We start from the raw sequence: 25368 nt of genomic DNA, 5'->3' as shown, positions 1-25368 counted from the left end.
CATCCTTGAAAGTCGCCTTCTTCACCGAAACCTTCCTGCCGAAGGTCGATGGCATCGTCACCCGTCTGACCAAGACGGTGAAGCATCTTGTGGACGCCGGCGATGAAGTGGTGGTCTTCTGCCCGGAAGGTTGTCCCGAGGAGTACATGGGGGCACGCCTGATCGGCGTTCCGGCAATGCCGCTGCCGCTCTATCCCGAGCTCAAACTGGCCTTGCCTCGCCCGGCAGTGTCCGACGCGATCGATGCGTTTCAACCCGATCTGATCCACGTTGTGAACCCAGCGGTGCTGGGTCTCGGCGGCATCTGGCTCGCGAAGAACAAAGGCATCCCCCTGGTGGCGAGCTATCACACCCACCTTCCCAAGTACCTCGAGCACTACGGCCTGGGAATGCTGGAGCCACTCCTGTGGGAGATGCTCAAGGCCGCCCACAACCAGGCCCTGCTGAATCTGTGCACCTCCACCGCCATGGTGAAGGAGCTCAGCGACAAAGGCATTCAGCACACTGATCTGTGGCAGCGAGGTGTGGACACGGAGTTGTTCCGTCCCGAGCTGCACAGCGCAGAGTTGCGCCAGCGGCTTCTCGGCGGCCATGACGACCGTGGTGCACTGCTGCTCTACGTCGGCCGCCTCTCCGCGGAGAAGCAGATCGAACGGATCCGCCCTGTGCTGGAGGCCCTTCCCGATGCACGGCTGGCCCTGGTGGGCGATGGTCCCCACCGCCAACAACTGGAGAAGCACTTCGAGGGAACCGCCACCACCTTCGTCGGCTATCTCGCCGGGGACGACCTGGCAGGGGCCTACGCCAGCGGCGATGCCTTCCTCTTCCCCTCCAGCACGGAGACGCTGGGGTTGGTGCTGCTGGAAGCCATGGCAGCCGGTTGTCCCGTGGTCGGCGCCAACCGTGGCGGCATCCCCGACATCATCACCGACGGGGTTAACGGCTGCCTCTATGAACCCGACGGCGCCGATGGTGGCGCTGCAAGCCTGATCGAAGCCACCCGCCGCCTGCTGGGCAATGACCTGGAACGCCAGGCCCTACGCAGCGCTGCACGCGCCGAAGCCGAGCGCTGGGGCTGGGCAGGCGCCACCGAACAACTGCGCACCTACTACCGCACGGTGCTGTCAGCGCCTCAACTCACGGCGGCCTAGCGCTGCCGGGTCCGCTCCCACTCCGCCAGCACCTTCTTGGCCATGGGCAGAGCGTGAACCGATCCCCCTCCAGGAGTGTTCTGGGCAAAGGCCACCACCACGATCTTGCCGTCGGGATAGGGGGCATAGCAGCCGAACCAGGCGTGATCAGGCCCTCCCGTGCTGTCTTCAGCAGTTCCGGTTTTGCCCGCCGCAGCAGGAATACCAGGGCCATTGAGTCCGGCACCGGTTCCGGCCTCCACCACTTTGCGCAGACCCTCCCGGATCGTCTGCAACGTTGATGGCTTCATCGCCACCTTGGTGCGGTGCTCCGGACTCAGCCAGTCGATGTCGCCGGCGGCGAGATGCGGCGTCACCAACCAACCACCATTGGCGAACACCGCATAGGCGCGGGCCAACTGCAAGGGAGTGATCTGCACCACGGACTGCCCGATGGAAGCACTGGCCATGTCCTCAGGGATCCAGGGCACCGTGCCGGGCTCCGCCCAACCCCGACCGCGATCGGCCCAGGGCTCATCTCCCACCAGCCCGACACTCTCTTCCCAGCCGATCTCAATGCCGGTTTTCTGCTGGAAGCCCAGCTGATCAGCAGCCTGCTTCAACGCCAGGGATCCAACCCCGACGCCCACCTGATAGAAAAAAGTGTTGCTCGAATGGCGCAGGGCATCGGCATAACCGATGGTGCCGAAACCCTTGCCGTTGTGGTCCGAGAAGCAGTGGCCGCCGTAGGTGATGCAAGCCTTGGTCTGCAGCTTGGTGTCGGGCGGAAATTTGCCGGATTCCATGCCGGCCATCGCCGTCACCGGCTTCCAGGTGCTGCCGGGGTCATAGGGATTTATGGCCCGGGAAAGCAACGGTTTCTTCGGATTGGAAAAGAGGGCGTCGTACTCCTTCTGGGTGGTGATCAGCTTGGAGAAGAAATTCGGATTAAAGCTGGGACGGCTGGCTAGAGCCAACACAGCACCCGTTGCGGCCTTCAGCGCCACAACAGCGCCACCGGGCTTGTCGGCCAGCGCCTGCTCCGCCGCCCGCTGCAGATCCAGGTCAAGGGTGAGCACCAAATCCTTTCCTGCTTGAGACGGTCGATCGCCCAGGTTGCGCTGCACCTCGCCCATGGCATTCACCTCGAGCATCTGGCCGCCCCACTTGCCACGCAGATGGCGCTCGTAGGCCGCCTCAACACCGGTGCGACCAATGCGGTCGCGGATCTTGTATCCCTTCTCCGCCAGGATTTCGAATTCGCTTTCCGTGATCGGCTGGGTGTAGCCGAGGGCATGGGCCGCCAGGGTTCCGTTGGGATAGGACCGCAGGATGTCGACATCCACCTGGGCGCCCCGCAACCCCAGGGCCTGTTCCCGGAAGCGCAGCACCTGTTCCGGCTTGAGATCGAGGGCCAACGTGGTGCGGTAACCATCCCGATCCAGGCCCTTCTGCCGGCGCTGGTCGAGCAGATCAGGCTTCAAATTCAGAAGCCGTGCCAAGCGATCACGCAGATCAGGCCAGTCGTCTTCTCTGACCAGGCGCGGCTCCAGGTACAGGGAGTAAGTGAGTTTGCTGGTGGCCAGCACCCGGCCTTTGCGATCAAGCAACCGACCGCGAATGGGCGAGCGGGGCACCAAACGGATGCGGTTTTCATCCGCCAGTTCACGGAAACGCGACCCCTCCAGCAGCTGCATCCAGACCAGGCGGCTGACCATGGCGCCGCAGAACAGCAACACCAGCAACAGCAGCACCAGTGGTTGCTGACGCAGACCGGTCTGACGCTGCTGTGCAGAACGGGTCATTCCTGCTGCTGCGCTGGCAAACGGCGGCGCAACTCCTCAAGGCGTTCTTCGATCCGCCGCAAGGTCGGCAGCAAGTCGTCGGGGCCATCCTGTTCAACCGTTGCCGGTTCTTCCACAGAGACCGAAACGGGCATCACCGGATTGCCCAGCCCGGGGCTCACGGCATCAAGCTGTTCTCGCACGTCGCGCGCCACGGGCTCACCCTCCTGACGCAAATCAGCGATGGGGTCCTCCGAGCCGGCCGTGAACGCCTCCACCACCTTGCCAGGACCACCCTGCCGGGCCCGTTCCAGCACGGCCAGCCCCACAGGCAACACGTCCTGCATCAAGGACAGACGCAACTGGTCGAGCGGGTTGTCGGAGTTGGAATCAGCGGCCATGGGGCCAGATCAACGGACCCCAGTCTGTCCCGAAGGAAGCGCCAATGTCGGACAAGCGGCACGGTCCGCCGCCAGGGACCAGCCCATCACCCCGCTGAGCACCATCAGCATCACCACAGGCACCAGGGCTTTCTGGGTGGTGTCCAGCAGAATCCACTCACGCCAGGCACGCCAGAAGCGGCTGCGCTCAAAGCGGCGGTACTCACGGGTTTCGTCGCGCTGACGCCGCCGGATCGCCTTGTCCACCCAACGCTCGAATGCCCGCTTCTTGGTGATCGTCATCTTGCGTTCCACCTCGAGCATCTGCCCGGAACCCAGTTCGGGATGGAAGGTGCTGATCAGCTCCAGGCTCTTGAGGAACATCTCCACAGCGCCATCGTGGACTGCGGTGGCGTGATCATCGAGCTGTCCCCAGTCGAGTTCGGGGTAAAAACGGCTGCGGTTGGCCGTGATCTGATCCTCCGTCAGCTGGCCGGGCTCCCGCAGCCAGCGATCGGTGTTGCTATCGAACCGCCGCCAGTAAAGGAAGGGGTTCAGATAGATCGTGCGGCCACCCAGCTGAATGCTGTCCTGCTGCAGCCGACGCTGCAGCTGAACATCCTGCTGTTGTGTCGCCGTCATATCCCAAAGGCCGGTGGCCCAAGGTATCGGTGATGCAGGGCCATCGCCAGCCGTGATTCAGCCTGCGTCAGCCGCGAGTCACTCCCACTCGATCGTGCCGGGGGGCTTGCTGGTGATGTCGAGCACCACCCGGTTCACCCCCTTCACCTCATTCACGATCCGATTGGAGATGGTCTCCATCAGGTCGTAAGGAAGACGGGACCAATCGGCGGTCATGCCGTCCTCACTGGACACACAACGCAGCACGATCGGCCAGGCATAGGTGCGTTTGTCCCCCATCACCCCAACCGAACGCACGGGCAGCAGCACGGCAAAGGCCTGCCAGATGTCGTGATACAACCCTGCTTCCTTGATTTCCTGGCGAACAATCAGGTCGGCATCACGCAGGCAGTCCAGCTTCTCGTCGGTGACTTCACCCAAGATGCGGATGGCCAGACCAGGGCCCGGGAAGGGATGGCGGCGCACGATCTCCTCGGGCAGGCCAAGGCTGCGGCCCACCTTGCGCACTTCATCCTTGAACAGCTTGCGCAGGGGCTCCACCAGCTTGAACTGAAGGTCTTTGGGAAGACCGCCCACGTTGTGGTGGCTCTTGATCTTCACGGCAACCCGCTCGCCCGTCTTGGGGTCCACGTTGGTGCCGGCGCTTTCGATCACATCGGGATAAAGCGTCCCCTGGGCCAGGTAATCGAAGGGTCCGAGCCGCTTGCTCTCCTCTTCGAACACACGGATGAACTCGGTGCCGATGATCTTGCGCTTCTCCTCCGGATCGGTGATGCCCTTCAGCTTGCCGATGAACCGCTGACGGGCATTGATGTACTCCACATGGATGTTGAACTTCCGATCGAAGAAGTCCATGAGGAACTCGGGCTCACCCTTCCGCATGAAGCCCTGGTCGATGAACATGCAGGTGAGCTGATCACCAATCGCCTTTTTGAGCAGAAAGGCGAGGGTGGATGAATCCACCCCACCGGAAAGGGCCAGCAGAACGCGCTTGTCGCCCACCTGCTCCCGCACCAGGCCAACGGCCTCATCGATGAATGCCGCGGTGGTCCAATCCGGATCACAACCGCAAACGTGATAAACGAAATTGCGGATCAGGGCCATGCCGCAGGTGGAATGCACCACCTCGGGGTGGAATTGCACCCCGTAGAGCTTGCGTTGCAAGTGCGCCACCGCCGCCTCCGGCGTGTTGGCGGTGTGGGCCAGGCGCACAAACCCATCGGGCAATGCCTTCACTGAGTCGCCATGGCTCATCCACATCGTCGAACCGTTGTCGACATTGGTGAGCAGGTCCGTGGGGTCGTCCACTTCCAGGGGCGCCTTGCCGTATTCGGCCTTGCCCGTGGCGGCTTCCACAACGCCCCCGAGCTGCTGCACCATCAGCTGCATCCCGTAGCAAACCCCCAGCACGGGAATGCCCAGATCCCAGATGCCGGGATCGCAGAGCGGCGCATGCTCGGCATACACGGAACTGGGGCCACCGCTGAGGATGATTCCCTTCGGAGCCATGCGTCGCAGCTCCTCGGCCGACGTGCTGTACCCGAGCACGACCGAGAAGACCTCGGTCTCGCGCACGCGCCGGGCGATCAGCTCCGAATACTGGGAGCCGAAATCAAGGATGACGATGGCCGGCTGACGCTGACCGTCGGACGAGGGCTGGGACATCGATCCTGGGAGGTATCGCTCGCGGACGAGCGTCAATCCCTCAATGTAAAGAAGCGCTTCTCCCCCTCCGGTCCCCACCAGCGCAGGGTGCGGCTTCGATCGAACAGGGCAGCACCAATCCGCATCGACCAGGCGCCGTAGCGATCCACATAGGACTGGCTGCGCCGCTCCACGATCGTGGCCAGATGTTGCCCGAGGGCCGTGGCTTGATCGGCCTCCAGTGCCTGAAAGGCGTCCTCAACAGATGCAGCACCCCGCAGTTGCAGCAACTGGGCCACTGACAGACCGCCATCAAGGCCCAGGGCCACAAGCACCTCCAGACGGCCATCGGCCAGGTGGTGATGGGTGTGAAAGATGCCGCCGGCCAGCTTGATCAATTTGCCGTGGTAGCCGAGCAGCAGCAGATCGCGAACACCGGCTTCCGCCGCGGCCACCAGCACGGGGCCCACCCAGTTCCCCACCTTCAGCACGGGCCCCAGACCCTGCTGGCGGGCCAGATCCAAGCCGTTCTCACCGATCACCAGAACGAGGCGTCCCTGAAACGCCGCATCCGCAACAAGCACCCTGAGGTCTGCCAACACCTGCTGCAGTTGATCCGGTGCGGCGCTGCGCTGCACCTCCGCCTGGGTACCGATCAAGGCCAGACCATCAACAACACCGAAGGCAGCATTGCTGGTGCGTTCGGCCAGGACACGGCCCCTCGGAAGAATCGGCTGCACCAGCAAGCCCCGACCCGGAGGCACCAGAGGCAGCAGATTCCTCTCCAATAGCTCACGGGCAAAACCCGAGAGGCAAACGTCCCCCTTAGCGCCAAAACGGCCCACCCCTTCCCCGGCCTGCAGCTCGAGCACCGGCTGGGATGCAGCGATCCAGGCCACCCGCACCCAGACCTCAAGATCCCGCGTCAGATCAAGGCCAGGCCCTGGATCACAACGGCTGATGCCCAGGGCCTCTTCTGATGCCAGAGAAGCCGCTGAGCAGACCGGCACCTGCAGAGACGGTTGACCTGAGCCCTGACTCAACTGCTGCTCAGGCTCAAACAGCTCACCAAGCAACACCTGCAGGGCCGCCTTGGCCGCCGCCGCCACCCACACCGGCAGGGTCAATCCAGAACTGAAGGGGGCGATGGAACCGGACAAGCTGTTTTCTAGAGTCGCCGATTGGCATTCCCCGCGCCATGCAGGACAAGCTCACCCTGATGATTCCGGGCCCCACCCCGGTGCCGGAAACGGTGCTGAAGGCCATGGGTCGTCACCCCATCGGCCACCGCAGCGGGGAGTTCCAGGCCATCGTGCGGCGCACGACCGAACAGCTCAAGTGGCTTCATCAGACGACAAGCGACGTGCTGGTGATCACCGGCAGCGGAACCGCCGCTATGGAAGCGGGGATCATCAACACCCTCAGCCGCGGCGACAAGGTGCTCTGCGGTGACAACGGCAAGTTCGGCGAACGCTGGGTCAAGGTAGCCCGCGCCTACGGACTGGATGTTGATGTGATCAAGGCGGAGTGGGGCCAACCCCTCGATCCAGAGGCCTTCCGCTCAGCGTTGGAAGCCGACAGCGCTAAAGCGATTAAGGCCGTGATTCTCACCCACTCGGAAACCTCGACAGGGGTGATCAATGACCTGGAGAGCATTGCCCGTCACGTGAAGGCCCACGGCACGGCACTGACCCTGGCGGACTGCGTCACCAGCCTTGGCGCCACCAACGTCCCGATGGATGAGTGGGGACTGGATGTGGTGGCATCAGGCGCTCAGAAGGGCTACATGCTTCCACCGGGCCTGAGTTTTGTGGCCATGAGTGCACGGGCCTGGGAGGCCTATGAGTGCTCCGATCTGCCCAAGTTCTATCTGGATCTGGGCCCTTACCGGAAAACAGCGGCGAAGGACAGCAACCCCTTCACCCCGGCCGTGAACCTCTATTTCGGGCTGGAAGCTGCTCTGGACATGATGCAGAAGGAAGGCCTTGAGGCGATTTTTGCCCGCCACGCCCGCCATCGCGCCGCCGCCCAGGCAGGCATGAAGGCAATAGGCCTGCCATTGTTTGCTGCCGAGGGTTGCGGCAGCCCGGCCATCACCGCAGTGGCCCCTGAAGGCATCGATGCCGAACAGTTGCGCAAAGCCGTGAAGGAGAAGTTCGACATTCTTCTGGCTGGAGGACAAGACCACCTGAAAGGTCAGGTGTTCCGCGTCGGCCATCTCGGCTACGTCTGCGACCGGGATGTTCTGACCGCCGTCGCTGCGATCGAATCCACCCTTCAGTCCCTTGGTCTGCACAAAGGCAGCATGGGAGCAGGGGTTGCTGCAGCCTCCGCTGCTCTTAGCTAAAACACAGGTGGCGAGAGCGATCTCGCCCCTTTGCGGGTGTAATTCAGTGGTAGAATGTCAGCTTCCCAAGCTGAACGTCGCCGGTTCGAGTCCGGTCACCCGCTTGATCAAATTTCAAACGCTCATCAAGAACGAGACTTGACGAGCTGAAGAACCTGAGGCCCGGCAGATCCAGCACGGCGCTCGTGTTCCAGTGCCTGCAAGATCAACGAGCCCGCCTCATTGATTCGTCCATCTTCTGCGCAGTGGCGGGCCTTGATGAACAGAGCCTGGGCTGCTGATTCATGGTCCTGACGTTGTTGAGCAGCTGTCTCCGATTGTTTTGTTTTCGTAAGCGTCAGGATCAACGTTCGGATTCCCTTGTCAACAAAAGATTAGCTCTAATTGATATTTAGACCATCCCACACGCGATCTGCACGATTGCCGATCAACCCCGTCGATTGCTTGGATTCCGATCAGGTACCCGGTTCCTCCGCATTGCCCCCCAGATCGGCAATCCGGTCGCGCAACTGCGAGCAACGGCGCTGATCACCTTTGGCTTCAGCGAGGGCAAGCGCGAATTCCAGCTTCTCGAGCTGATGACCACCTTCAAGGAAACCTGACCGGGTCCAGATGGTCATGCCATGCAAGGTGCGAGAAGCACAAGCATTGGAGGCAGGGATGGTGGTCGCCATAGTTGCCTTTCTTCTTATTTTGGCACCGCGCGCCACCCCTACGCGACATCGCGGCCCGCTTCTGTTTCGGCCTCCTGACCCCAGGCATGGTTCTGGGAGGACTCCTCAGCCATTTCAGGCTCTGGCATCGGAGCTGTGCTCTCCAGCAGCTCCCGCGTTTCCCGCAGCAGAGCTTCTACGCCCTCGAGCGTGGTGATTTCTTCGTCTGGGACAGCATTCAGATTCTGCTGCTGATGGCGCAGTTGGAGTTCGAGCGCTTCCTGACGCTGTTCCAGTTTCACCAAGCGCTGCGACAGAGCCGTGATGGTTTGAGCGAGATCTTCCGCTGTGCGGGTGATCCGAAAGGACACGGAGGACGTCATCACCGAAAGCTGATGGTTGCGCTGATGACAACACAGGAGCGCCGCTGTCTCAAGATCAAGCTGACATGACGCGATCGAGACCGATGCCTTCCTTGGCAACGCTGGCGCTGTACCTGCTGGCTGGAACCGCCATCGGACTGCTGGCTCTGTTCAGCGGCATTCCCGCCGCACCTCTGGCGGGAGCCTTACTAGGTGCTGGCATCGTCAGCATGAGCGGCCAGCTGGAACCAGCCACATGGCCAGCGGGAACGCGCACGGTTCTGGAGATCGGCATCGGTACCGTGATCGGAACTGGCCTGACGCGAGCGTCCTTGGAGCAACTGCAACTTCTCTGGAAACCAGCGGTTCTGATCACCTTGGCGCTGGTGCTGACAGGACTGGTCGTCGGCCTCTGGACCAGCCGCTTGCTCGGCATTGATCCTGTCGTGGCCTTGCTTGGCGCTGCCCCGGGAGGCATCAGTGGCATGAGCCTGGTCGGTGCCGAATTCGGCGTCGGTGCCGCGGTGGCCGCCCTCCATGCCGTGAGGCTGATCACCGTGCTGCTGGTGCTGCCATTGGTGGTGCGGCTGATCGTCCCCTCGACAGCTGGAAGCTGATCGATAGCTTGGGACCAATCCACAACTGACGTCATGGGTCCCATCAGGTCATCGCTGGTTCTCTCCGCAGCGGCCCTGATCGGCGCTCTCAGCACCATGACCTCCCCCCTGCAAGCGGCCGAAGCCACCGAAGAGAAGGGAGCCAAGATCTATTGCTTCATGCGGTCCAGCGGCAACGACCACGAGGTGAGCTGGAATGCCGCCTACGCCGTGATCAAGCGGCAGCGCAGCGGCGTGTTCAAAACATCCCCGGAGCATGCCTCGGTGATGATTACGGAAGCCGTCGTCCAGGACCCCGGCAACTTCCCCGACTGTGGCCGGTTCCTTGGTGATCTGTTCGGCGGGAACACTCAACCAGCCACCGCTGCCGCCCTTGCAAACTCCTCCTCCGTCACCGAAAGCAGCATCGAGAGCAGCTACGACACCACGCGCTACAGCTACTGAGCCCTCAGGGCTTCTGAGGCTGATGCTTTCGGCTGCCGTGTTGATGGCGGGCTGCCAGAGCAAGCAACCCGCGACGCCTGCCAACCCACCGACGCCACTCGTCTCCAGTTGCCTCGGTGGCTTCCGCATGAATGACCTTGAGCTGATCGTTAGACGCTGTGATGAGGCCATCGAGCAGACACCGGATCAGGCCGATCTGCATCGCGACCGCGCCCTGGTCTTGACCCTGCTTGGCGATCAAGCCAAAGCCTGCGACGACGTCGCGATAGCAGTGTCGCTGCTGGAGCAGTCGAGCCAGCCGGTCGACCCGATGCTGCAGCACGAACTCCAGGTGCGTCAGAGCAATTGCAAACAATCACGCACCATGGCGGGGAGTGATTGACGTTGCAGCGACAAGCGCCGGGGCCCCAGCAACACCTCGATCCGTTGCGCCTTGCTCGCCAACAAGCCATCCACCAGCTGGTCGGCTGCGCCGAGCTGCAGCCAATGGCAAGTCAGGCCATCTCCCATTCCCAGACGGTGACAGCGGTCTTCGGCTTGGTCGAGATCGCCCGGCGTCCAGGGGCGTTCCAGCAACACCACATGACGGGCCCGGTGCAGGGTAAAGCCAAGTGCACCGGTGCCGAAGGTGGCCAACAGACAATCGTTCTGACCCTGCTGGAACCGATCCACACTCCCCTGGCGTTCAGCAGGGCGCTGACGACCGGTCAACAACTCGCCACCAAGGGTTTGCTGCAACAGCTGCAATGGGGCCACAAAGCCACTGAACAGCACTACAGCCTCGCCTTGCCGGCGCAGTGACTCCACCAGCTGCTGGGCCGCCGGCAATTTGAATTCCGCAGCGATCTGGCGCATGGAGGTGAGCAAAGCCAGGTGCTCTGCATCCCGTCGCACCTCTCCGAGCTGAGCCCGACGCCGGTAGTCATCCAACACCAGCTCGACACGATGGTCGAAACCCGTGAGCTCAGCCTCCGACAGCGCCAGGGGGTGAAGACGTCGCTGCTTGGGAGGAAGGTCCACCACCTGCTGCTTGCGGCGATGCAGGATCAACGGTCGAGTTAAGCGCCGCAGCTCCTCCAACTGACTGGCGCCGGACGCCTGCCAACGTTTGCCGGATCGACCCTCCCGCCAGTGCCCCTGGCAATACCGCTCTTCGAACTGGCGTTGATCCCGAGCAATCGGATGATCCATGGCCGCCAGCAGGGGATACAGCTGGGACGGGCGACCGTTCTTCATCGGGGTTCCCGTGAGCATCCAAATCGCCCGCAGACGGGGATGACGGGCCAGACGCAGCAAAGCAGCCGTGCGCTGCGCCTGAAGCGACTGGGCGTAGTGAGCTTCATCCACCACCAGGAGCGTCCCCGCTGGTGGCAGGGTGTCGGGAAGCCGAGCCCAACTCACCAACTCAAGCTCAACCCCAAGGGCCTCTGATTCCCGGCGCCAGTGGGGATGCAGGCCGACGGGAGCCACCACCAGCAACCGCAGCTCAGCACAACGCATCAGGGCACGGGCCGCCAACAGAGCTGTAAGGGTCTTCCCCAGCCCCATCTCATCGGCCAGAACGGCGCCGCGACGGGCCAGGAGCCAGCGGACCCCGGAGCGTTGATGGCGCAGAGGCTGACGACCATCCTGCAGGACTTCGTCGAGATCCGCTGCAGCAACAAGGGTTCGGTGCGGTGGCAGCGGTGGCAGCGGCTGCTGGCACCAGTCGAGCCACTGCTGCAGTGCGGAGGTGACAGGAAAACGGCGCCCCAGGGCCTGCTGAAGCGCATCGGCTGCGGCCAAGGGAAAATCCCACCCCTGGCCAGCGCCGTTCCAACGCCCTCGGGGCTTGATCCGACGCAACTGGGACTGGGTCACCGCATCAAAGGGGCTGACCACGCGAATCAGACCCGCTGGGGACAGATCCAGGCAACAGGTCAATGTGGGTTTTGACGCCACCAACAGGCCCCCACAAACAATCACTTTAGTGAACTCAGATCAGCGCGCAAGCATTGAGATCAAGATTCACATCACAGGCTGAAAAATTATCGAAAATGCAGCGCTCGACACATTGACGGGCTTTTCGTTCAAGGCAGAATTCCCTCAACCGATGCATTCGGATGCATAGCAGGGACGCGGTTTTTCTCGACGAACTCTGTCCCAAATTACGCGTTCGAAGATGGCGACAGTCTCTTCACACTTTTACCGGCAAAAGTTGTATTTATTGCGGCAAACCTTCCGAATCAATTGATCACATTCACCCCCAGGCTAAAGGGGGTTCAAGCGTTACTGAAAACTGCGTACCGGCCTGCCTGTCTTGCAACGGCCGCAAATCGGACGCCGACGTTTTCGACTGGTACCGGCGACAGCGCTTCTATGACCCACGCCGCGCCATGGCGATTCGGGCCTGGATGGATGGCGACCTTCGGCTCGCCGTTCGGCTGCTGCAGTGGGCCCAACCGGATCAGCCCATCAACGAGCCGGACGACATCTCAATCGCGGCTCAGGCGGCCTGAGGCTCACCAAACCCGACAGACATCCGAGGAGTGGTGACGGTGGCAGATGGAGGCCTGAACGCCTGGGTCTTCAGGCGCCAGCACCACAGCACCGGCGAGCAGGGCAGCCGTCAGGATGGCCCGGAGCAGAATGGGCCCGGAACGGGAACGATGGAGAGACGACGACGTCACGACAGTACATTTGATCTAATACAGGTGTACTGATGCTTGCTGATCTTGTCAAGCGGTCGCAGCCGCTGGCGGCTGACACCAAGCTGCTGGTGCTGGGCGGCGGATACAGCGGACGTTGTCTGGCCGGGCTGGCTCGAGCCCTGGGAACACCGGTGCTCTGCACCCGCCGTTCCCTCGACTCTCCTGAGGCGGATCTGCTCTTCGACAGCAACGGTCAGGACCAGCTCGACCCTGCCGCCCTGGAGGGCGTGACCCATCTGCTGTCCACCATCCCCCCGGATCGCGAAGGCAACGATCCTGTCTTGTTGAAGCTGCTGCCAACGCTCAGAAGCCTGCCGCTGCGCTGGGCGGGCTATCTCTCCACCACAGGGGTTTACGGCGATCGTCAGGGCGGTTGGGTGTCGGAACAGGACGACCCGGCACCAGCGCTGGACCGCAGCATGCGCCGCCTCAACTGCGAACAAGCTTGGTTGCGCTCAGGTCTGCCGATCCAGATTCTGCGTCTGCCAGGCATTTATGGACCGAGCCGGTCAGTGCTCAACGGCTTGCAGCAAGGGCGGGCCCGCTTGATCGACAAGCCTGGCCAGGTGTTCTGCCGCATCCATGTGGAAGACATCGCAGGGGCCTGCTGGCACCTGATGCATCGCGCCGGACAGGACGCTCCGGCAAGCCCGGGCCATGGAAGCATCGTGAATGTGGTGGATGACCTCCCGGCTCCCACCGCCGAACTGATGCGGTATGCGGCAGACCTGTTGGGTTGTGCCCTGCCGCCGCTGGAGCCGTTCGACCAGATCGTGGACAGCATGAGTCCAATGGCGCAGTCGTTCTGGAGCGAGAACCGCCGCGTCAGCAACCACAGGCTCTGCCATGAGCTCGGTTACGCGTTGCTGCATCCGAACTACCGCGTTGGGCTGCAGGATTGCCTGAACCAGGACAAACTCAATCTGTCTGACCTGAGTTCTCCCCCTCAATCAGCCAACGGTTGAAATCGAAACCCTCGCCTTCCTCAGGCAGGGATAGCTCCACATCCTCAAGGAAACGGGAGAGATGCAGTTCGATCCAGCCATTGCTCAGGCCAGCGGCCAATCCCACCAACAAAAACCCCAGCAGCAGCAAACGCAGCACAGCGATGGGCCCCCACGATTCCACGAACCCTAGGCATGAGCTGGTGATCGCTCTCGGCGATCCCGCGGGCATCGGCATGGAAGTGGTACTCAAAGCTCTCGCCTCAGCCACGCTCCCCCCAGAGCTCCAACCCCTGCTGGTGGGTTGCCGGCGCACGCTGGTCAGCACCCACGCGCGACTGCAGCAGCAAACGAGCCACCCCCTTGCCGACCCCGCAGCCCTCAGGATCGACGATCAACCGCTAAAAGCCAGCGTTCAGCCAGGACAGCCCACCACCAGCGGAGCCGATGCGGGGTTTCGCTGGCTGACTCGCGCCGTCGAACTGCTGCAGGAACGGGGGTCCCGCGCCCTGGTCACCGCCCCCATCGCCAAACACCTCTGGCATGCGGCTGGCCACCGCTATCCCGGGCAGACCGAACGGCTGGCTGAGTTGGCTGGACGCCAGCGCTCCTCAATGCTGTTCACCGCCGTCTCTCCCACCAGCGGCTGGCGCCTGAACACCTTGCTGGCCACCACCCACATCCCCCTCAGCCAGGTCCCTGAGGCGCTGAGCCCAGACCTGGTGCAGCACAAACTGAACGTGCTGGAGGGGTTCTGTCGACGCTTCACGAGCACACCCCATCTGCGCATTGCCGGTCTGAATCCCCATGCCGGTGAAGCCGGTCAACTGGGCCACGAAGAAGCCGAATGGATGCTGCCGCTGCTGGATCAATGGCGGAAGGACCATCCTCAGGTGCAGCTAGTGGGTCCTGTTCCTCCGGACACCTGCTGGATCAGCGCTGCTCGCGCTTGGCAGTCGCCAAACCAGCCTGGTCCTGACGGGATCCTGGCCTTGTATCACGACCAGGGGCTCATTCCCGTGAAGCTGCTGGCCTTCGACGCAGCGGTGAACACCACTTTGGAACTGCCGTTCCTACGCACCTCCCCCGACCACGGCACCGCCTTCGACATTGCAGGCCAAGGGATCGCCAGCCCTGAGAGCACGACGGCAGCCATTCAGGCCGCCTGGGACCTGAGCTGACTCAGGCCGGCTTGACCCGCATCAGCACCTGACCAAATTCAACGGGAGTGCCGTTGTCGACCAGGATCTCCATCACTTCACCGCCAACCTCAGACTCCAGCTCGTTCATCAGCTTCATCGCCTCAAGGATGCAGACGGTCTGGCCGACATTGATGCGGCTGCCCACCTCAACAAAGGCAGGTTCGCCCGGAGCGGGAGCGCGGTAGAAGGTACCCACCATCGGAGCCGTGACTTCGAGCAGGTCACTGCGGGTTGCGGTGGATGCAGGCGGTGCAGCTGCATGCTCAGCGGGCGCAACAGGCGCTGGTGCAGCAGCAACGGGAGCGGGCATGACCGGGGCCATGACGGCCTGGGCCGGCAGGTTGCGACGGATTTCCAGACGGAAGTCGTCCCCTTCCAACCGGAACTCCTGGATGTCGCTCTCGCCGAGCGCTTCCAGCAAGCGGTGCAGTTGTTCGTGATCCAGCTGCATGGTCATCCGTTTTCGCGCCCGAGGTAACTGTCGTTGCGGGTGTCCACTTTGATCTTTTCTCCCACAGAAAGGAAGAGCGGAACCATCACTTGTGCACCGGTCTCAAGAATGGCGGGCTTGGTGCCACCGGTGGCGGTGTCGCCTTTGACGCCAGGGTCGGTTTCTTTGATCTCCAGAACCACGGAGTTGGGCAGTTCAACCTCGAGGGGGGTGTCGTTCCAGGACACCACGTTCACTTCCATACCCTCTTTGAGGTATTTGCGGCTCTCGCCGATCTGGTCGGCGCTGAGGCGGGTCTCCTCGTAGGTGGCCATGTCCATGAAGACATAGTCCTCACCTTCCATGTAGGTGTGCTGAAGCGAGGATTTCTCCAACATCGCCTGGGGAAGCATTTCCCCGGCGCGGAAGGTCTTCTCCACCACGTTGCCGGACTTCACCGCCTTGAGCTTGGTGCGCACGAAGGCAGATCCCTTGCCGGGCTTGACGTGCAAGAACTCGACAACACGCCAGACGGCCCCATCGATCTCAATCGTGGTGCCGGTGCGGAAGTCGTTACTGGAGATCATTCCCACCGAACGGTTCATCGGACTATACGGCTGTGCCAAAGTCCCGTCAGCACTGGGGTTCCCCCTTGGTCCATCAGCGTTTGAACGCCGTCCTTGCTGTTCTGATCAGCTTTGCTCTGATCACAATCGCCGCCCCTGCCTGGGCCGCATTGCCCCAGGGCAATGCTGTGAAGGACCCTGCCGCGATTCTTCGGGACGCGCTTCCCTTCGATCAGGACGACATCCGCGAACTGCAGCATCGGCTGGAACTCACCAGTGACGATCTGCGGGCCAAACGCTGGACAGCCCTCGGCAAGACGGTGTCACGCACTGAATCACTGCTCAACACTCGCCGCGACACCATCCTGAACGCGGTCCCTGAAGCCAAACGCGGTACGGCTGAAGCACTGTTTGAGCGCGTGGATCAGGGCCTTGAAGACCTCAAAGAGAAGGTCAAAGCCACCGACAAACCAGGCTTCATCGCTGATCGACGCCGGACGCTGAGCTTCATCGGTGATGTAGAGGCCCTTCTGGTGCCCGACGGCTTTGAACGGGAGATCCCCGCAGACTTCGACGCCCTGCCACGGCTGCAGGGACGAGCCACCCTCAACATCAGCACCACCCAGGGGGAGCTGACCACCGTGGTGGATGGCTACAACGCCCCACTCACCGCAGGCGCCTTCGTCGATCTCGCCCTCAAGGGCTTCTATGACGGACTGCCCTTCATCCGGGCCGAAGACTTCTACGTGCTTCAGAGCGGTGATCCGGAAGGTCCGGAGATCGGCTACGTGGATCCAAAGACCAAGCAGGAGCGCCATGTGCCCCTGGAGATCCGCGTGCCGGGCGAAGACGACACGATCTACAACGAAACCTTTGAAGACGTGGGCCTGTTCATGGCCACACCGACCCTTCCGTTCGCAACCCTGGGCACCCTTGGCTGGGCCCATTCAGACCAAGCCCTCGACGACGGATCCTCGCAGTTCTTCATGTTTCTCTACGAGGCAGAGCTCACCCCGGCTGGTCTGAACCTCGTGGATGGCCGCAATGCAGCCTTCGGCTACGTGGTGGATGGATTCGATGTTGTGGAGGAATTGGGCGTCGATGACCGGATCACCGCCGTGAAGGTTGTTGAGGGAGCGGAGCAGCTCAAAGCCCACGCATGAGCCCGACCCTGGCGGAACTGACTGAAGCGGAGCTGCTCAGGCGGCTGGCTCGCTTCGCTCCGCCCGATCAGCTCAGTGACGACACTGCAGCCCTGGCCGCCGACGTCCGGCCGCTACTGATCAACACCGACGTTCTGGTGGATGGCATCCATTTCAGCGATGCCACCACAACCGCCATGGATGTGGGCTGGCGCGCCGTTGCCGCCAACCTGTCCGACTTGGCCGCCAGTGGTGCCGTCGACATCGATGGAATCACCGTGGCCCTGGTCGCCCCAAGCCACACCCATTGGGACTGGGTGGACGGGGTGTATCAAGGCATCAGTGCCGCCCTGGGGCAGTACGGCGGCGTTCTGCTGGGGGGTGACTGCTCCAAAGGAGAGCAGAGGCTGCTCTCGATCACGGCACTCGGCCGCCTCGGACCCCTGCGTCTGCATCGCAACGCAGCCCGCCCTGGCGATGTGCTGGTCACCAGTGGGCCCCATGGGCTCAGCCGACTGGGCCTCGCCCTTCTGCAGGACGAACCAAGCGTGCGTGAGATCGCTTTGTGCTCAACCCTGCGGGACCAGTCGATCGCACGCCACCAACGCCCGACACCTCGGCTGAAGGACGTCCAGCAGCTGCTGGCCTGCAAACCGGAGCATCTGCCCTGGCGGGCCGGGGGAACCGACAGCAGCGACGGACTGCTCTCTGCCGTCGCAGGTCTCTGCAGCAGCAGCGGCTGCGGAGCGGTGCTGCACAACGACCAGCTTCCAACGGCCGAAGGCTGGCCTGAGGGAGCTCGATGGACGGATTGGTGCCTCGCCGGAGGAGAGGACTTTGAGTTGGTGCTGAGCCTTCCCGAAGCCTGGGCCGATGCATGGCAGCGATGCATCCCCGAAAGCCAGCGCATCGGCCAGATCAATGCTGAAGCGGGCGTCATCCGCTGGGCCCACAACCACAAGCCAGTGGCCACGAGCGGATTTGATCACTTCGCTCAGCCCTGAGCGACCCCCTAAGCGACCGTGCCTAACCAAAAAAATCCCCCCCAGGTCGGGAGGGATCAAAAAAGCGATCAACGGGCGATCACTTCCAGTTCTTGGCCACCACTTCGGCGAGGTCAACAACACGCTGGCTGTAGCCCCACTCGTTGTCGTACCAGGCCAGGATCTTCACAGCCTTGTCACCCATGGCGTAGGTGAGGTCGGCATCAAAGATGGTGGACTCGTTGGTGCCGGCGTAGTCGGTGGACACCAGGGGCAGATCGCTGTACTTGATGATCCCCTTCATGCCGTTCTCGGAAGCCGACTTGATGGCGGCCTTGATGTCGTCGACGCTGGCGGCGCGGGAGGGACCGAAGGTGAGGTCAACAGCGGAGACGTTCGGGGTGGGAACGCGCATGGCGAAGCCGGTGAGCTTGCCCTTCACCTCGGGGTAAACCAGAGCCACGGCCTTGGCTGCACCGGTGGTGGTGGGAACCATGTTAAGAGCTGCAGCACGGGCGCGGCGCAGGTCGCGGTGGCTGTTGTCCAGGATCCGCTGGTCGCCGGTGTAGCTGTGAATGGTGGTCATCAGACCCCAGTCGAGGCCGAAGTTCTGATCCAGAACCTTGACGATCGGTGCCAGGCAGTTGGTGGTGCAGCTGGCGTTGCTGAGGATGTCCCAGTCCTCGTGGCGGTACTGGTCGTCGTTGACGCCCACAACGAAGGTGCCGACGCGATCACCCTTACCAGGGGCGGTGAGGATCACCTTCTTGGCGCCAGCCTGGATGTGCATGCTGGCTTTCTCATCGGTGTTGAACACACCGGTGGACTCGATCACCAGGTCAACGCCCCACTCCTTCCAGGGGCAGTTGAGGGGATTGCGGTCGGCGAAGAATTTGATCTCCTTACCGTTGACGAACATCGAGGTGTCCGTGGTCTTGATGTCCACGGAGGGATCGAGACGCCCAAGGATGGAGTCGTAGGTCAGCAGGTGAGCGCTGGTGGCGGGGTCGGACGTGGAGTTCATCCCCACGATTTCCAGGCCGGTGTCAGCACCCCGGCTGATCCATCCCCGCAAAACATTGCGACCGATCCGGCCGAATCCATTGATCGCAACGCGCAGGGTCATGGCAGAAGCGGCAAAGCCGCGCAAGGTTTTGGGCGCCGATCATACAGAAATCAGCAGAAATACCTTGTTCCACCCCGCTTCAATCAGCTCGATCCTGCCCTCAGCACGGCAGACAAGCAGCGGCAACTGACTTATCTTTCTTCCGACTGAAGCCCTCCGTTGCCGCGCCTGCTCGACCGTCAGACACCAGTCCACTTCATCGGTGTCGGCGGAATAGGTATGTCGGCTTTGGCAAGGATTCTCATTGACCGCGGTCACTTCGTCAGCGGCTCAGACCCGCGTGACAATGCGACAACGCGACAGCTGAAGACCCTCGGGGTGAAGGTCTTCCGTCAGCAGGACGCCACCTGCATTGATGCCGTCACGGAAGCAACAGCCGCTGGCTCGCCGGTGGTGGTGATCAGCACAGCCATCCCAGAGAGCAATCCGGAACTGCAACGAGCCCGTCAGCAGGGGCTGGAGATCTGGCATCGCTCCGATCTACTGGCGGCTCTGATCGAGCAGCAACCCTCCATTGCAGTCGCCGGCAGCCACGGCAAGACCACCACCAGCACCTTGATCACCACCTTGCTGCTGGAGGCCGATCAGGACCCAACAGCTGTGATTGGAGGCATCGTCCCCAGCCTCGGCAGCAATGGTCACGCTGGCCAGGGGAAGCTGCTCGTGGCCGAGGCGGATGAATCCGACGGGTCCCTGGTGAAGTTCAGCCCCAGCCTGGGGGTGATCACCAACCTGGAGCTGGATCACACCGATCACTACTCCAGCCTCGACGAGCTGATCTCCACCCTGCAACGCTTCGCAGGGGGTTGCGATCGCGTGCTGGCCAATCACGACTGCCCGATCCTTCAGGAACACTTCCAGCCAACGGCCTGGTGGTCCAACCAGAGCGCCGAATCAGTTGACTTCGCCGCCCTGCCCTTGAGCCTTGAAGGCGATCGGTGCGTCGCCCGTTTCTATGAAGCCGGCCACCCCGTCGGCGACTTCACCCTGCCGATGGCCGGGCTGCACAACCTCAGCAATGCCACAGGCGCCTTGGCCGCCTGCCGCATGGAAGGTCTCCCCTTTGACCAATTGGTGGAGGGCCTCGCTGGCCTGAAGGCACCGGGCCGCCGATTTGATCTTCGGGGCACCTGGAAGGGCCGTCACATCGTTGATGACTACGCCCACCATCCCAGTGAGGTGCAGGCAACCCTGGAGATGGCACGCCTGATGGTGCGCAGTGGCCGCAGTCCGCTCCCCACAGCACCACAGCGGCTCCTGGCGGTGTTCCAGCCGCACCGCTACAGCCGCACCAAGCAGTTCCTCGATGGCTTCGCCAAAGCCCTACAGAACTGTGATCTGCTGCTGCTGGCTCCCGTCTATCCCGCAGGCGAGCAACCGCTGCAGGGCATCAGCAGCAACGTCCTGGCGGATCGGGTGCGCAAGCTGAAACCGAATCTTGAAATCGCCGTCGCAGACAACCTCGATCAACTCACCGAGCTGGTGATTCAGCACAGCCGCGAGAACGATCTTGTTCTGGCCATGGGTGCTGGCGACGTGAATGGACTGTGGTCAAGGCTGACGTCATGACCCAGCAGTGTGATGCCCGCCTACCGCAGGCCCGAGTCAAACTGGCGGACTACACCACCTGGCGGGTGGGAGGAGCGGCCGAATGGCTGGCCGAACCCGCCAGCCTTGAGGAAACTCAGGCCTGGATCGAATGGGCCGCTCACCAAGGCATGCCCTGCCGCATCATCGGCGCTGGGTCGAACCTGCTGATTCACGATGACGGCCTGCCGGGGCTCTCGCTCTGTCTGCGCAAACTTCAGGGGCTGCAGCTTGATGCCACCACGGGGACCGTTGAGGTACTCGCCGGCGAACCGATCCCGTCACTGGCAAGACGCGCTGCCCGCGCTGGATTGCATGGTCTGGAGTGGTCGGTTGGCATCCCGGGAACCGCTGGCGGTGCGGCTGTGATGAATGCAGGAGCCCAGGGAGGCTGCACAGCGGAATGGCTGGAGTCGGTGCGGGTCATGCCCATGGAAGGGGGCAACTGCTTTGAGCTGCAGCGGGATCAACTGGACTTCGCCTACCGGCACAGCCGTCTTCAAGACGACAACCTCGTGGTGTTGTCGGCACGGTTCCGCTTGCAGCCCGGTCACGATCCGGATGAACTGAAGCGGGTCACCACGGCGAACCTCAGTCACCGCACCACCACGCAGCCCTACCAACAACCCAGCTGCGGCAGTGTCTTCCGCAATCCCGAACCGCTCAAGGCCGGACGGCTGATCGAAGAGCAAGGACTGAAGGGAACCCGGATCGGCGGCGCCGAAATCTCAACCGTGCATGCCAATTTCATCGTCAACACCGGTGATGCCGAGGCGAAGGACATCGCCCAGTTGATCCAGCTGGTGCAGGACCGCATCGAAGCCGAACACGGAATCCGTCTGCACCCCGAAGTGAAGCGGCTGGGATTCGCTTCGGCGGCTTAACCTTCCGGCTCCCACAGGATCGCCATGGCAGGGTTCGGACTCCCCAATTTCGGCCAGCTCACCGAAGCCTTCAAGAAGGCTCAGGAGATTCAGCAGAACGCTCAGGCCCTGCAGGACGAACTGGACGGGATGGAGATCGAAGGCAAGAGCAGCGATGGCCGCGCCAGCGTTTGGCTGTCGGGCAACCAGCAACCGCTGCGGGTACGACTGGACCCAACCCTGCTTCAGGAGGGCCAACAGGCCAGCGAAACGGCCACCCTTGAAGCCCTGCAGGCGGCCTATGAGCAATCCACCGCCACGATGAAGGGCCGGATGGAAGAACTCACCGGTGGCCTGAATCTCAACCTCCCCGGGATGGGCGGCTGAGGCTGCTCTGCTCGATCAACGCGGCCTTGTAAAGGGCATAGCGTTCCCAGTCCGTGGACACACCGCAGCCGGGCTCACCGCGATGCAGGCAGTCGCGGAAGCGACAGGGCCAGGCATCAAGTTGCTGACGCAGCTCCGGAAAGAGGACCCCCAGTTCCTGGGGGTCATCCGGCAGATCAGGGCGGTTGAACCCGGGGGTATCAGCCACCCTCGCGCTCGGCCCCAGGGGAAACAGCTCGACATGGCGGGTGGTGTGGCGCCCGCGCTGCAGTCGACCGGACACCGCAGCCGTGCGCAGTTGAAGGTCAGGGCGCAACTGGTTCAGCAGGCTGCTCTTGCCCACCCCAGAAGGCCCACACAGCACCGACAGCTGCGCACCAGCCAGACGCTGCCGTAAAGCATCAATGCCGGTTCCGGCTGCACTGGACAGCGCCAGCGGTTCATAGCCCCACCCCTGCAACCGGGTCACCAGCCGATCGAGCGCTGCAGCTGAAAGAAGGTCTGTCTTGGTAAGCAGAAGGATCACCTCCAGCCCGGTCCGTTCCGCCGTCAACAGAAAGCGACTGGCCTGATCAGGATCAAAGCTGGGCTGTTCCACTGCCAACACCACAGCCACCAAGGAAACGTTGGCCACCGGTGGGCGTGTGAGAAAACTGTGGCGTGGCTCGACCTCGGCCACCACGGCACGCCCCTGGCCTGGATCAATCGCCTCGACGCGAACCCGATCGCCCACATAAACGGCTTCACCCCGATGGCTGAGCCGGGTGCGACGGGTGCAGAGCAGCCGCCCTGGGCATCCATCGGGTGCGACATCCAACTCAACCTCCAGGTAGTTGGCCTGGAGCGCCACCACCATCCCTGATGCCACCGAACGGCCGGTGTCAGCCACCGCAGATCACCTCGATGGTGATGGCATCCGGCATTTGATCAATGCACTCCACACGATGGCCTGCATCCCTCAGGCCTGGAAGAACCATGGCCTCAGGCTCCCCCCGATCGAGACAGACCTCCAGACAGTCACCGCTGTTCATCTGCTCAAGGGTGAGCTTGCAGCGAATGAAATTCACCGGACAGGGCGTTCCCCGCAGATCCAGGGAACGCCTGCTCATCCCTTCTGACCGAACAAGCGAGCAAACAGACCACTGTTGTGGTGGTGGTGTTGCTTGCCGCGGGCGGAATGGTGACCCGCCAACTGCTCGAGGAGCTCCCGCTCCACATCACTGATCCGCTTGGGCAGATCCACGGTGACCGTCACGCGCTGATCGCCCCGTGCCACCGGATTCCCGAGCTTGGGAATGCCCAGGTTCGGCAGGGTGAGCACCGTGCCGGGCTGGGTGCCGGCGGGGATCTCCAGCTCCTTGCTGCCATCCACGGTTTCCACCTCAATGGTGTCGCCAAGAATCGCCTGGAGGTAGCTGACCTTGACCTCCGAGAAGATGTTCAGGCCATCCCGCTGCAAGCGCGGGTGATTGCGAACGGTGAGGAACACGTAAAGGTCACCGGACGGGCCTCCCCGGGGTCCGGCGTTGCCTTCGCCGGTCACACGCAGCCGTGTTCCGGTGTCCACCCCGGCAGGAATGTTGATCCGCAGCTTCTTGCGCACCTGTTTGACACCCTGGCCACCACAGGACCCGCAGGGATCCGAAATCACCTGGCCCGTGCCTCCACAGTTGGGGCACTCGGCGACCTGAGTGAAACTGCCAAAGGGAGTTCGGGTGGCACGGCGCACCTGCCCGGCGCCGCCACAGGTGCCGCAGGTGGTGGGTCCACTGCCCGCTTTGGCACCGCTGCCGCCGCAGGTGTCGCAGGTCTCCAGATGCGGGATCTTGATCTCCTGCTCCTGACCGAACACCGCCTGCTCGAAATCAATCGTCAGGTCGTAACGAAGGTCATCCCCCTGCTGAGGGCCCTGACGCCGCGGCCGACCAGCTCCAGCACCCCCGGGTCCACCAAAGCCCTGGAAAAACGTCTCGAACAGATCCGCAAATCCGCCCATGTCCCCCATGTCGGGGGCACCGGCCGCACCACCAAGTCCGGCTTCGCCGAACTGGTCATAACGGGCCCGGGTCTGGGGATCACTGAGCACCTCGTAGGCGCGGCCGATTTCCTTGAAACGGTCTTCAGCTCCCGGATCCTTGTTGATGTCGGGGTGGTACTGACGCGCCATGCGCCGATAAGCCCGCTTGAGGCTGTCGGGATCGACATCCCGGCTGACACCGAGCAGGTCGTAGAAGTCGGCCATCAGGCCTCCTCCGCCGTCTGATCCGGTGCCGCTGCGGTCTCAGCGGGCGCTGACGCCGGATCGGATGGTCCTGGACCCATCGACACCTTCACCATGGCGTGGCGCAGCACACGCCCGTCGCGGTGGTAGCCGCGCTGGAGCTCCTCGCAGACCACATCCTCAGCGAACTCGCTGCTTTCCTCCCGGAGCACGGCCTCATGCAGGTTGGGATCGAACTCCTGGCCAACCACTTCCATGCGGGCCACCCCCTGCTGCTTCAGCACCTCCACCAGTTGCTTATACAGACCCTGGTAACTGCGGTGCAGCGCCTGGGCCTCCTCACCTTCAGGATTCAGCTGCTGACGGGCCCGCTCGAAGTTGTCGACGACGGGCAGGATCTCCGTGAGGGTCGAGCAGACCAGCTGCTGACGCATGTCGTCCTGGTCGCGGCTCTGGCGCTTGCGGAAGTTGTCGAAATCCGCCGCAATGCGCATGTATTGGCTGTTGAGCGTCTCGTGCTCCTGCTTCAACGCGCTCAACTCCTGCTCGAGCTGCTGCATCCGATCCGCCGGATCCACCGCTGCAGGAGCCTGTTCAGACGTCACCTCGGGCGCATCAGAAGCGGACTCCGGCGTGGCTGGAACAGCACCGGACTCAACGGTCTGGTCCTGCTCTGGGGTGGAGGCGTCGCCGCTCATGCTGACCGCTCAGGGATTGCTGTCTAGACATGTTGAAGGGCAACGCTGACCTCCCACAAGCTGCGGAAGCCCGCACCTCGTTCGCCATCCATGACTCTGACGCTGCCCACCCCCGATGCCGGCGACACGGCACGGCAGCGTTTCGCCCTTGAATTGCTGTTGCAGCAACCGGTTCCGGGCCCAGAGCAACTGCTGGCAAGCCGCAATCTGCTCAGCGACGCCCTCCCGGACGTCAGCCCGGATCAATGGCAGGCAATGCAGGCCATGCCGATCGCCATCGGTGCAGACCACCTGGACATCGCGATCCCCAGCCAGTGGCGAGACCAGGAATGGCAACACCTGATCGATCAGCTGCCGGACCAACACCGCACGATCCGCCTGCACCCCGCCATCGAGGCGGATCTGCAGCGGGCCTTGGCCAACCTTGTGCTCAATGGGGATGTGTCCCGCGCTGAAGCGATGGGCAAAGCCAGCAAACCAGGCGAATTGCAGCGCTTGATCGGTGAAATCTGAAACCAGGGGGTAA

Annotated in this window: 32 protein-coding genes and 1 tRNA gene; 16 read left to right on the top strand and 17 right to left on the bottom strand. The window is 62.7% G+C overall.

Features of this window, described 5'->3' with window-relative positions; genetic code table 11:
* Nucleotides 1-5: 5 nt before the first annotated feature.
* Entirely contained in the window at nucleotides 6-1151 is a 1146-nt protein-coding gene (locus AAXE93_RS06440; protein WP_390129200.1) for a glycosyltransferase family 4 protein, read from the top strand.
* Here AAXE93_RS06440 and mrdA read toward each other — a convergent pair.
* The 5 genes from mrdA to cbiD form a co-directional block, all read right to left on the bottom strand.
* Nucleotides 1148-2935, bottom strand: coding sequence for a penicillin-binding protein 2 (gene mrdA, locus AAXE93_RS06435; RefSeq protein ID WP_390129198.1), 1788 nt, complete (start codon nucleotides 2933-2935; stop codon nucleotides 1148-1150). The genes AAXE93_RS06440 and mrdA overlap by 4 nt on opposite strands.
* Nucleotides 2932-3315, bottom strand: a complete 384-nt coding sequence (locus AAXE93_RS06430) for a hypothetical protein (protein WP_390129195.1) — start codon at nucleotides 3313-3315, stop codon at nucleotides 2932-2934. The genes mrdA and AAXE93_RS06430 overlap by 4 nt, the downstream gene beginning before the upstream one ends.
* A 9-nt stretch (nucleotides 3316-3324) precedes the next feature.
* Nucleotides 3325-3936 (bottom strand): hypothetical protein, encoded by a 612-nt coding sequence (locus AAXE93_RS06425; protein WP_390129193.1) that lies wholly within the window; start codon nucleotides 3934-3936, stop codon nucleotides 3325-3327.
* A 78-nt stretch (nucleotides 3937-4014) separates the two neighbouring features.
* The gene (gene guaA / locus AAXE93_RS06420; protein WP_115009697.1) at nucleotides 4015-5601 is read right to left on the bottom strand and encodes a glutamine-hydrolyzing GMP synthase; all 1587 of its coding nucleotides are present in this window, start codon (nucleotides 5599-5601) and stop codon (nucleotides 4015-4017) included.
* Between the two features lie 32 nt (nucleotides 5602-5633).
* The gene (gene cbiD / locus AAXE93_RS06415; RefSeq protein ID WP_390129188.1) at nucleotides 5634-6740 is read right to left on the bottom strand and encodes a cobalt-precorrin-5B (C(1))-methyltransferase CbiD; all 1107 of its coding nucleotides are present in this window, start codon (nucleotides 6738-6740) and stop codon (nucleotides 5634-5636) included.
* Nucleotides 6741-6778: 38 nt separating this feature from the next.
* Between cbiD and AAXE93_RS06410 the strand changes: the two genes are divergently transcribed.
* Nucleotides 6779-7927, top strand: a complete 1149-nt coding sequence (locus AAXE93_RS06410) for a pyridoxal-phosphate-dependent aminotransferase family protein (protein ID WP_390129186.1) — start codon at nucleotides 6779-6781, stop codon at nucleotides 7925-7927.
* A gap of 32 nt (nucleotides 7928-7959) precedes the next feature.
* Nucleotides 7960-8031: transfer RNA gene (locus AAXE93_RS06405), tRNA-Gly, on the top strand.
* A gap of 351 nt (nucleotides 8032-8382) precedes the next feature.
* Here the strand turns inward: AAXE93_RS06405 and AAXE93_RS06400 are convergent.
* Both AAXE93_RS06400 and AAXE93_RS06395 read right to left on the bottom strand, forming a co-directional pair.
* Entirely contained in the window at nucleotides 8383-8601 is a 219-nt protein-coding gene (locus AAXE93_RS06400) for a hypothetical protein (RefSeq protein WP_038551887.1), read from the bottom strand.
* 38 nt (nucleotides 8602-8639) lie between these two features.
* Nucleotides 8640-8963: a chemotaxis protein gene (locus AAXE93_RS06395; RefSeq protein WP_115131450.1), complete on the bottom strand. Its 324-nt coding sequence runs from the start codon at nucleotides 8961-8963 to the stop codon at nucleotides 8640-8642.
* Nucleotides 8964-9046: 83 nt separating this feature from the next.
* Between AAXE93_RS06395 and AAXE93_RS06390 the strand changes: the two genes are divergently transcribed.
* The 3 genes from AAXE93_RS06390 to AAXE93_RS06380 are packed head-to-tail and all read left to right on the top strand — an operon-like array spanning nucleotide 9047 to nucleotide 10385.
* Nucleotides 9047-9559: an AbrB family transcriptional regulator gene (locus AAXE93_RS06390; protein WP_114988843.1), complete on the top strand. Its 513-nt coding sequence runs from the start codon at nucleotides 9047-9049 to the stop codon at nucleotides 9557-9559.
* A gap of 33 nt (nucleotides 9560-9592) precedes the next feature.
* Nucleotides 9593-10003 carry a DUF6554 family protein gene (locus AAXE93_RS06385; protein ID WP_390129182.1) on the top strand — a complete coding sequence of 137 codons (411 nt, stop codon included), beginning with the start codon at nucleotides 9593-9595 and terminating at the stop codon, nucleotides 10001-10003.
* Nucleotides 10004-10025: 22 nt separating this feature from the next.
* Nucleotides 10026-10385: a hypothetical protein gene (locus AAXE93_RS06380; protein ID WP_244275807.1), complete on the top strand. Its 360-nt coding sequence runs from the start codon at nucleotides 10026-10028 to the stop codon at nucleotides 10383-10385.
* Here the strand turns inward: AAXE93_RS06380 and AAXE93_RS06375 are convergent.
* Nucleotides 10340-11944, bottom strand: coding sequence for an SNF2-related protein (locus AAXE93_RS06375; RefSeq protein WP_390129178.1), 1605 nt, complete (start codon nucleotides 11942-11944; stop codon nucleotides 10340-10342). The genes AAXE93_RS06380 and AAXE93_RS06375 overlap by 46 nt on opposite strands.
* Before the next feature lie 161 nt (nucleotides 11945-12105).
* Between AAXE93_RS06375 and AAXE93_RS06370 the strand changes: the two genes are divergently transcribed.
* A complete protein-coding gene (locus AAXE93_RS06370; protein ID WP_114988841.1) occupies nucleotides 12106-12501 on the top strand; it encodes an HNH endonuclease in 396 nt (131 codons plus the stop codon).
* A 3-nt stretch (nucleotides 12502-12504) separates the two neighbouring features.
* Here the strand turns inward: AAXE93_RS06370 and AAXE93_RS06365 are convergent, their stop codons facing one another.
* Nucleotides 12505-12672 (bottom strand): hypothetical protein, encoded by a 168-nt coding sequence (locus tag AAXE93_RS06365; RefSeq protein WP_390129174.1) that lies wholly within the window; start codon nucleotides 12670-12672, stop codon nucleotides 12505-12507.
* A 32-nt stretch (nucleotides 12673-12704) separates the two neighbouring features.
* On the opposite strand from AAXE93_RS06365, the gene AAXE93_RS06360 reads away from it, so the two are divergent.
* Nucleotides 12705-13658: an SDR family oxidoreductase gene (locus AAXE93_RS06360; protein ID WP_390129171.1), complete on the top strand. Its 954-nt coding sequence runs from the start codon at nucleotides 12705-12707 to the stop codon at nucleotides 13656-13658.
* On the opposite strand, the gene AAXE93_RS06355 is transcribed toward AAXE93_RS06360, so the two are convergent.
* Nucleotides 13612-13797 (bottom strand): hypothetical protein, encoded by a 186-nt coding sequence (locus AAXE93_RS06355; RefSeq protein WP_390129168.1) that lies wholly within the window; start codon nucleotides 13795-13797, stop codon nucleotides 13612-13614. The genes AAXE93_RS06360 and AAXE93_RS06355 overlap by 47 nt on opposite strands.
* A 4-nt stretch (nucleotides 13798-13801) precedes the next feature.
* Here AAXE93_RS06355 and pdxA point away from each other — a divergent pair, with 4 nt between their 5' ends.
* The gene (pdxA, locus tag AAXE93_RS06350; RefSeq protein WP_390129166.1) at nucleotides 13802-14818 is read left to right on the top strand and encodes a 4-hydroxythreonine-4-phosphate dehydrogenase PdxA; all 1017 of its coding nucleotides are present in this window, start codon (nucleotides 13802-13804) and stop codon (nucleotides 14816-14818) included.
* Nucleotide 14819: 1 nt separating this feature from the next.
* Here pdxA and accB read toward each other — a convergent pair whose 3' ends face one another.
* Entirely contained in the window at nucleotides 14820-15296 is a 477-nt protein-coding gene (gene accB / locus AAXE93_RS06345) for an acetyl-CoA carboxylase biotin carboxyl carrier protein (RefSeq protein WP_390129164.1), read from the bottom strand.
* A complete protein-coding gene (efp, locus tag AAXE93_RS06340; protein ID WP_011363074.1) occupies nucleotides 15293-15856 on the bottom strand; it encodes an elongation factor P in 564 nt (187 codons plus the stop codon). Before efp ends, accB begins: the two co-directional genes overlap by 4 nt.
* A 65-nt stretch (nucleotides 15857-15921) precedes the next feature.
* Here efp and AAXE93_RS06335 point away from each other — a divergent pair, with 65 nt between their 5' ends.
* Together AAXE93_RS06335 and thiL are read left to right on the top strand one after the other, a co-directional pair.
* Complete coding sequence (locus AAXE93_RS06335; protein WP_390129162.1) at nucleotides 15922-16998, top strand: peptidylprolyl isomerase; 1077 nt, start codon at nucleotides 15922-15924, stop codon at nucleotides 16996-16998.
* The gene (thiL, locus tag AAXE93_RS06330; RefSeq protein ID WP_390129160.1) at nucleotides 16995-17981 is read left to right on the top strand and encodes a thiamine-phosphate kinase; all 987 of its coding nucleotides are present in this window, start codon (nucleotides 16995-16997) and stop codon (nucleotides 17979-17981) included. Before AAXE93_RS06335 ends, thiL begins: the two co-directional genes overlap by 4 nt.
* A 79-nt stretch (nucleotides 17982-18060) precedes the next feature.
* Here thiL and gap read toward each other — a convergent pair whose 3' ends face one another.
* A complete protein-coding gene (gap, locus tag AAXE93_RS06325; RefSeq protein WP_115131442.1) occupies nucleotides 18061-19086 on the bottom strand; it encodes a type I glyceraldehyde-3-phosphate dehydrogenase in 1026 nt (341 codons plus the stop codon).
* On the opposite strand from gap, the gene AAXE93_RS06320 reads away from it, so the two are divergent.
* From AAXE93_RS06320 to AAXE93_RS06305, 4 genes are read left to right on the top strand one after another with little or no spacing between them, the layout of a single operon-like run.
* Nucleotides 19085-19216: a hypothetical protein gene (locus AAXE93_RS06320; RefSeq protein WP_390129157.1), complete on the top strand. Its 132-nt coding sequence runs from the start codon at nucleotides 19085-19087 to the stop codon at nucleotides 19214-19216. The genes gap and AAXE93_RS06320 overlap by 2 nt on opposite strands.
* 29 nt (nucleotides 19217-19245) lie before the next feature.
* Nucleotides 19246-20655: a UDP-N-acetylmuramate--L-alanine ligase gene (gene murC / locus AAXE93_RS06315; protein WP_115131441.1), complete on the top strand. Its 1410-nt coding sequence runs from the start codon at nucleotides 19246-19248 to the stop codon at nucleotides 20653-20655.
* On the top strand, nucleotides 20652-21557 hold the full coding sequence (murB, locus tag AAXE93_RS06310) for a UDP-N-acetylmuramate dehydrogenase (protein ID WP_390129154.1): 906 nt from the start codon (nucleotides 20652-20654) through the stop codon (nucleotides 21555-21557). Before murC ends, murB begins: the two co-directional genes overlap by 4 nt.
* A 24-nt stretch (nucleotides 21558-21581) precedes the next feature.
* A complete protein-coding gene (locus AAXE93_RS06305; RefSeq protein WP_115131440.1) occupies nucleotides 21582-21923 on the top strand; it encodes a YbaB/EbfC family nucleoid-associated protein in 342 nt (113 codons plus the stop codon).
* Here AAXE93_RS06305 and rsgA read toward each other — a convergent pair.
* Genes rsgA through grpE form a run of 4 tightly spaced genes read right to left on the bottom strand, consistent with a single transcriptional unit; the run spans nucleotide 21898 to nucleotide 24842 of the window.
* Nucleotides 21898-22779 carry a ribosome small subunit-dependent GTPase A gene (gene rsgA / locus AAXE93_RS06300; RefSeq protein WP_390129769.1) on the bottom strand — a complete coding sequence of 294 codons (882 nt, stop codon included), beginning with the start codon at nucleotides 22777-22779 and terminating at the stop codon, nucleotides 21898-21900. The genes AAXE93_RS06305 and rsgA overlap by 26 nt on opposite strands.
* A gap of 25 nt (nucleotides 22780-22804) precedes the next feature.
* Nucleotides 22805-23032: a sulfurtransferase TusA family protein gene (locus tag AAXE93_RS06295; protein ID WP_390129152.1), complete on the bottom strand. Its 228-nt coding sequence runs from the start codon at nucleotides 23030-23032 to the stop codon at nucleotides 22805-22807.
* Entirely contained in the window at nucleotides 23029-24165 is a 1137-nt protein-coding gene (gene dnaJ, locus AAXE93_RS06290) for a molecular chaperone DnaJ (RefSeq protein ID WP_186496614.1), read from the bottom strand. Before dnaJ ends, AAXE93_RS06295 begins: the two co-directional genes overlap by 4 nt.
* Complete coding sequence (gene grpE / locus AAXE93_RS06285; RefSeq protein WP_390129148.1) at nucleotides 24165-24842, bottom strand: nucleotide exchange factor GrpE; 678 nt, start codon at nucleotides 24840-24842, stop codon at nucleotides 24165-24167. Before grpE ends, dnaJ begins: the two co-directional genes overlap by 1 nt.
* 90 nt (nucleotides 24843-24932) lie before the next feature.
* Here grpE and AAXE93_RS06280 point away from each other — a divergent pair, with 90 nt between their 5' ends.
* Entirely contained in the window at nucleotides 24933-25355 is a 423-nt protein-coding gene (locus tag AAXE93_RS06280; RefSeq protein ID WP_390129146.1) for a hypothetical protein, read from the top strand.
* Nucleotides 25356-25368 lie beyond the last annotated feature (13 nt).

Origin of the sequence: Synechococcus sp. HIMB2401, from assembly GCF_042883245.1 — a bacterium.
Lineage (GTDB): Bacteria > Cyanobacteriota > Cyanobacteriia > PCC-6307 > Cyanobiaceae > Parasynechococcus.
Note: the sequence above shows the minus strand (reverse complement) of the source record. Positions and strands in the feature narration are given on the sequence as shown.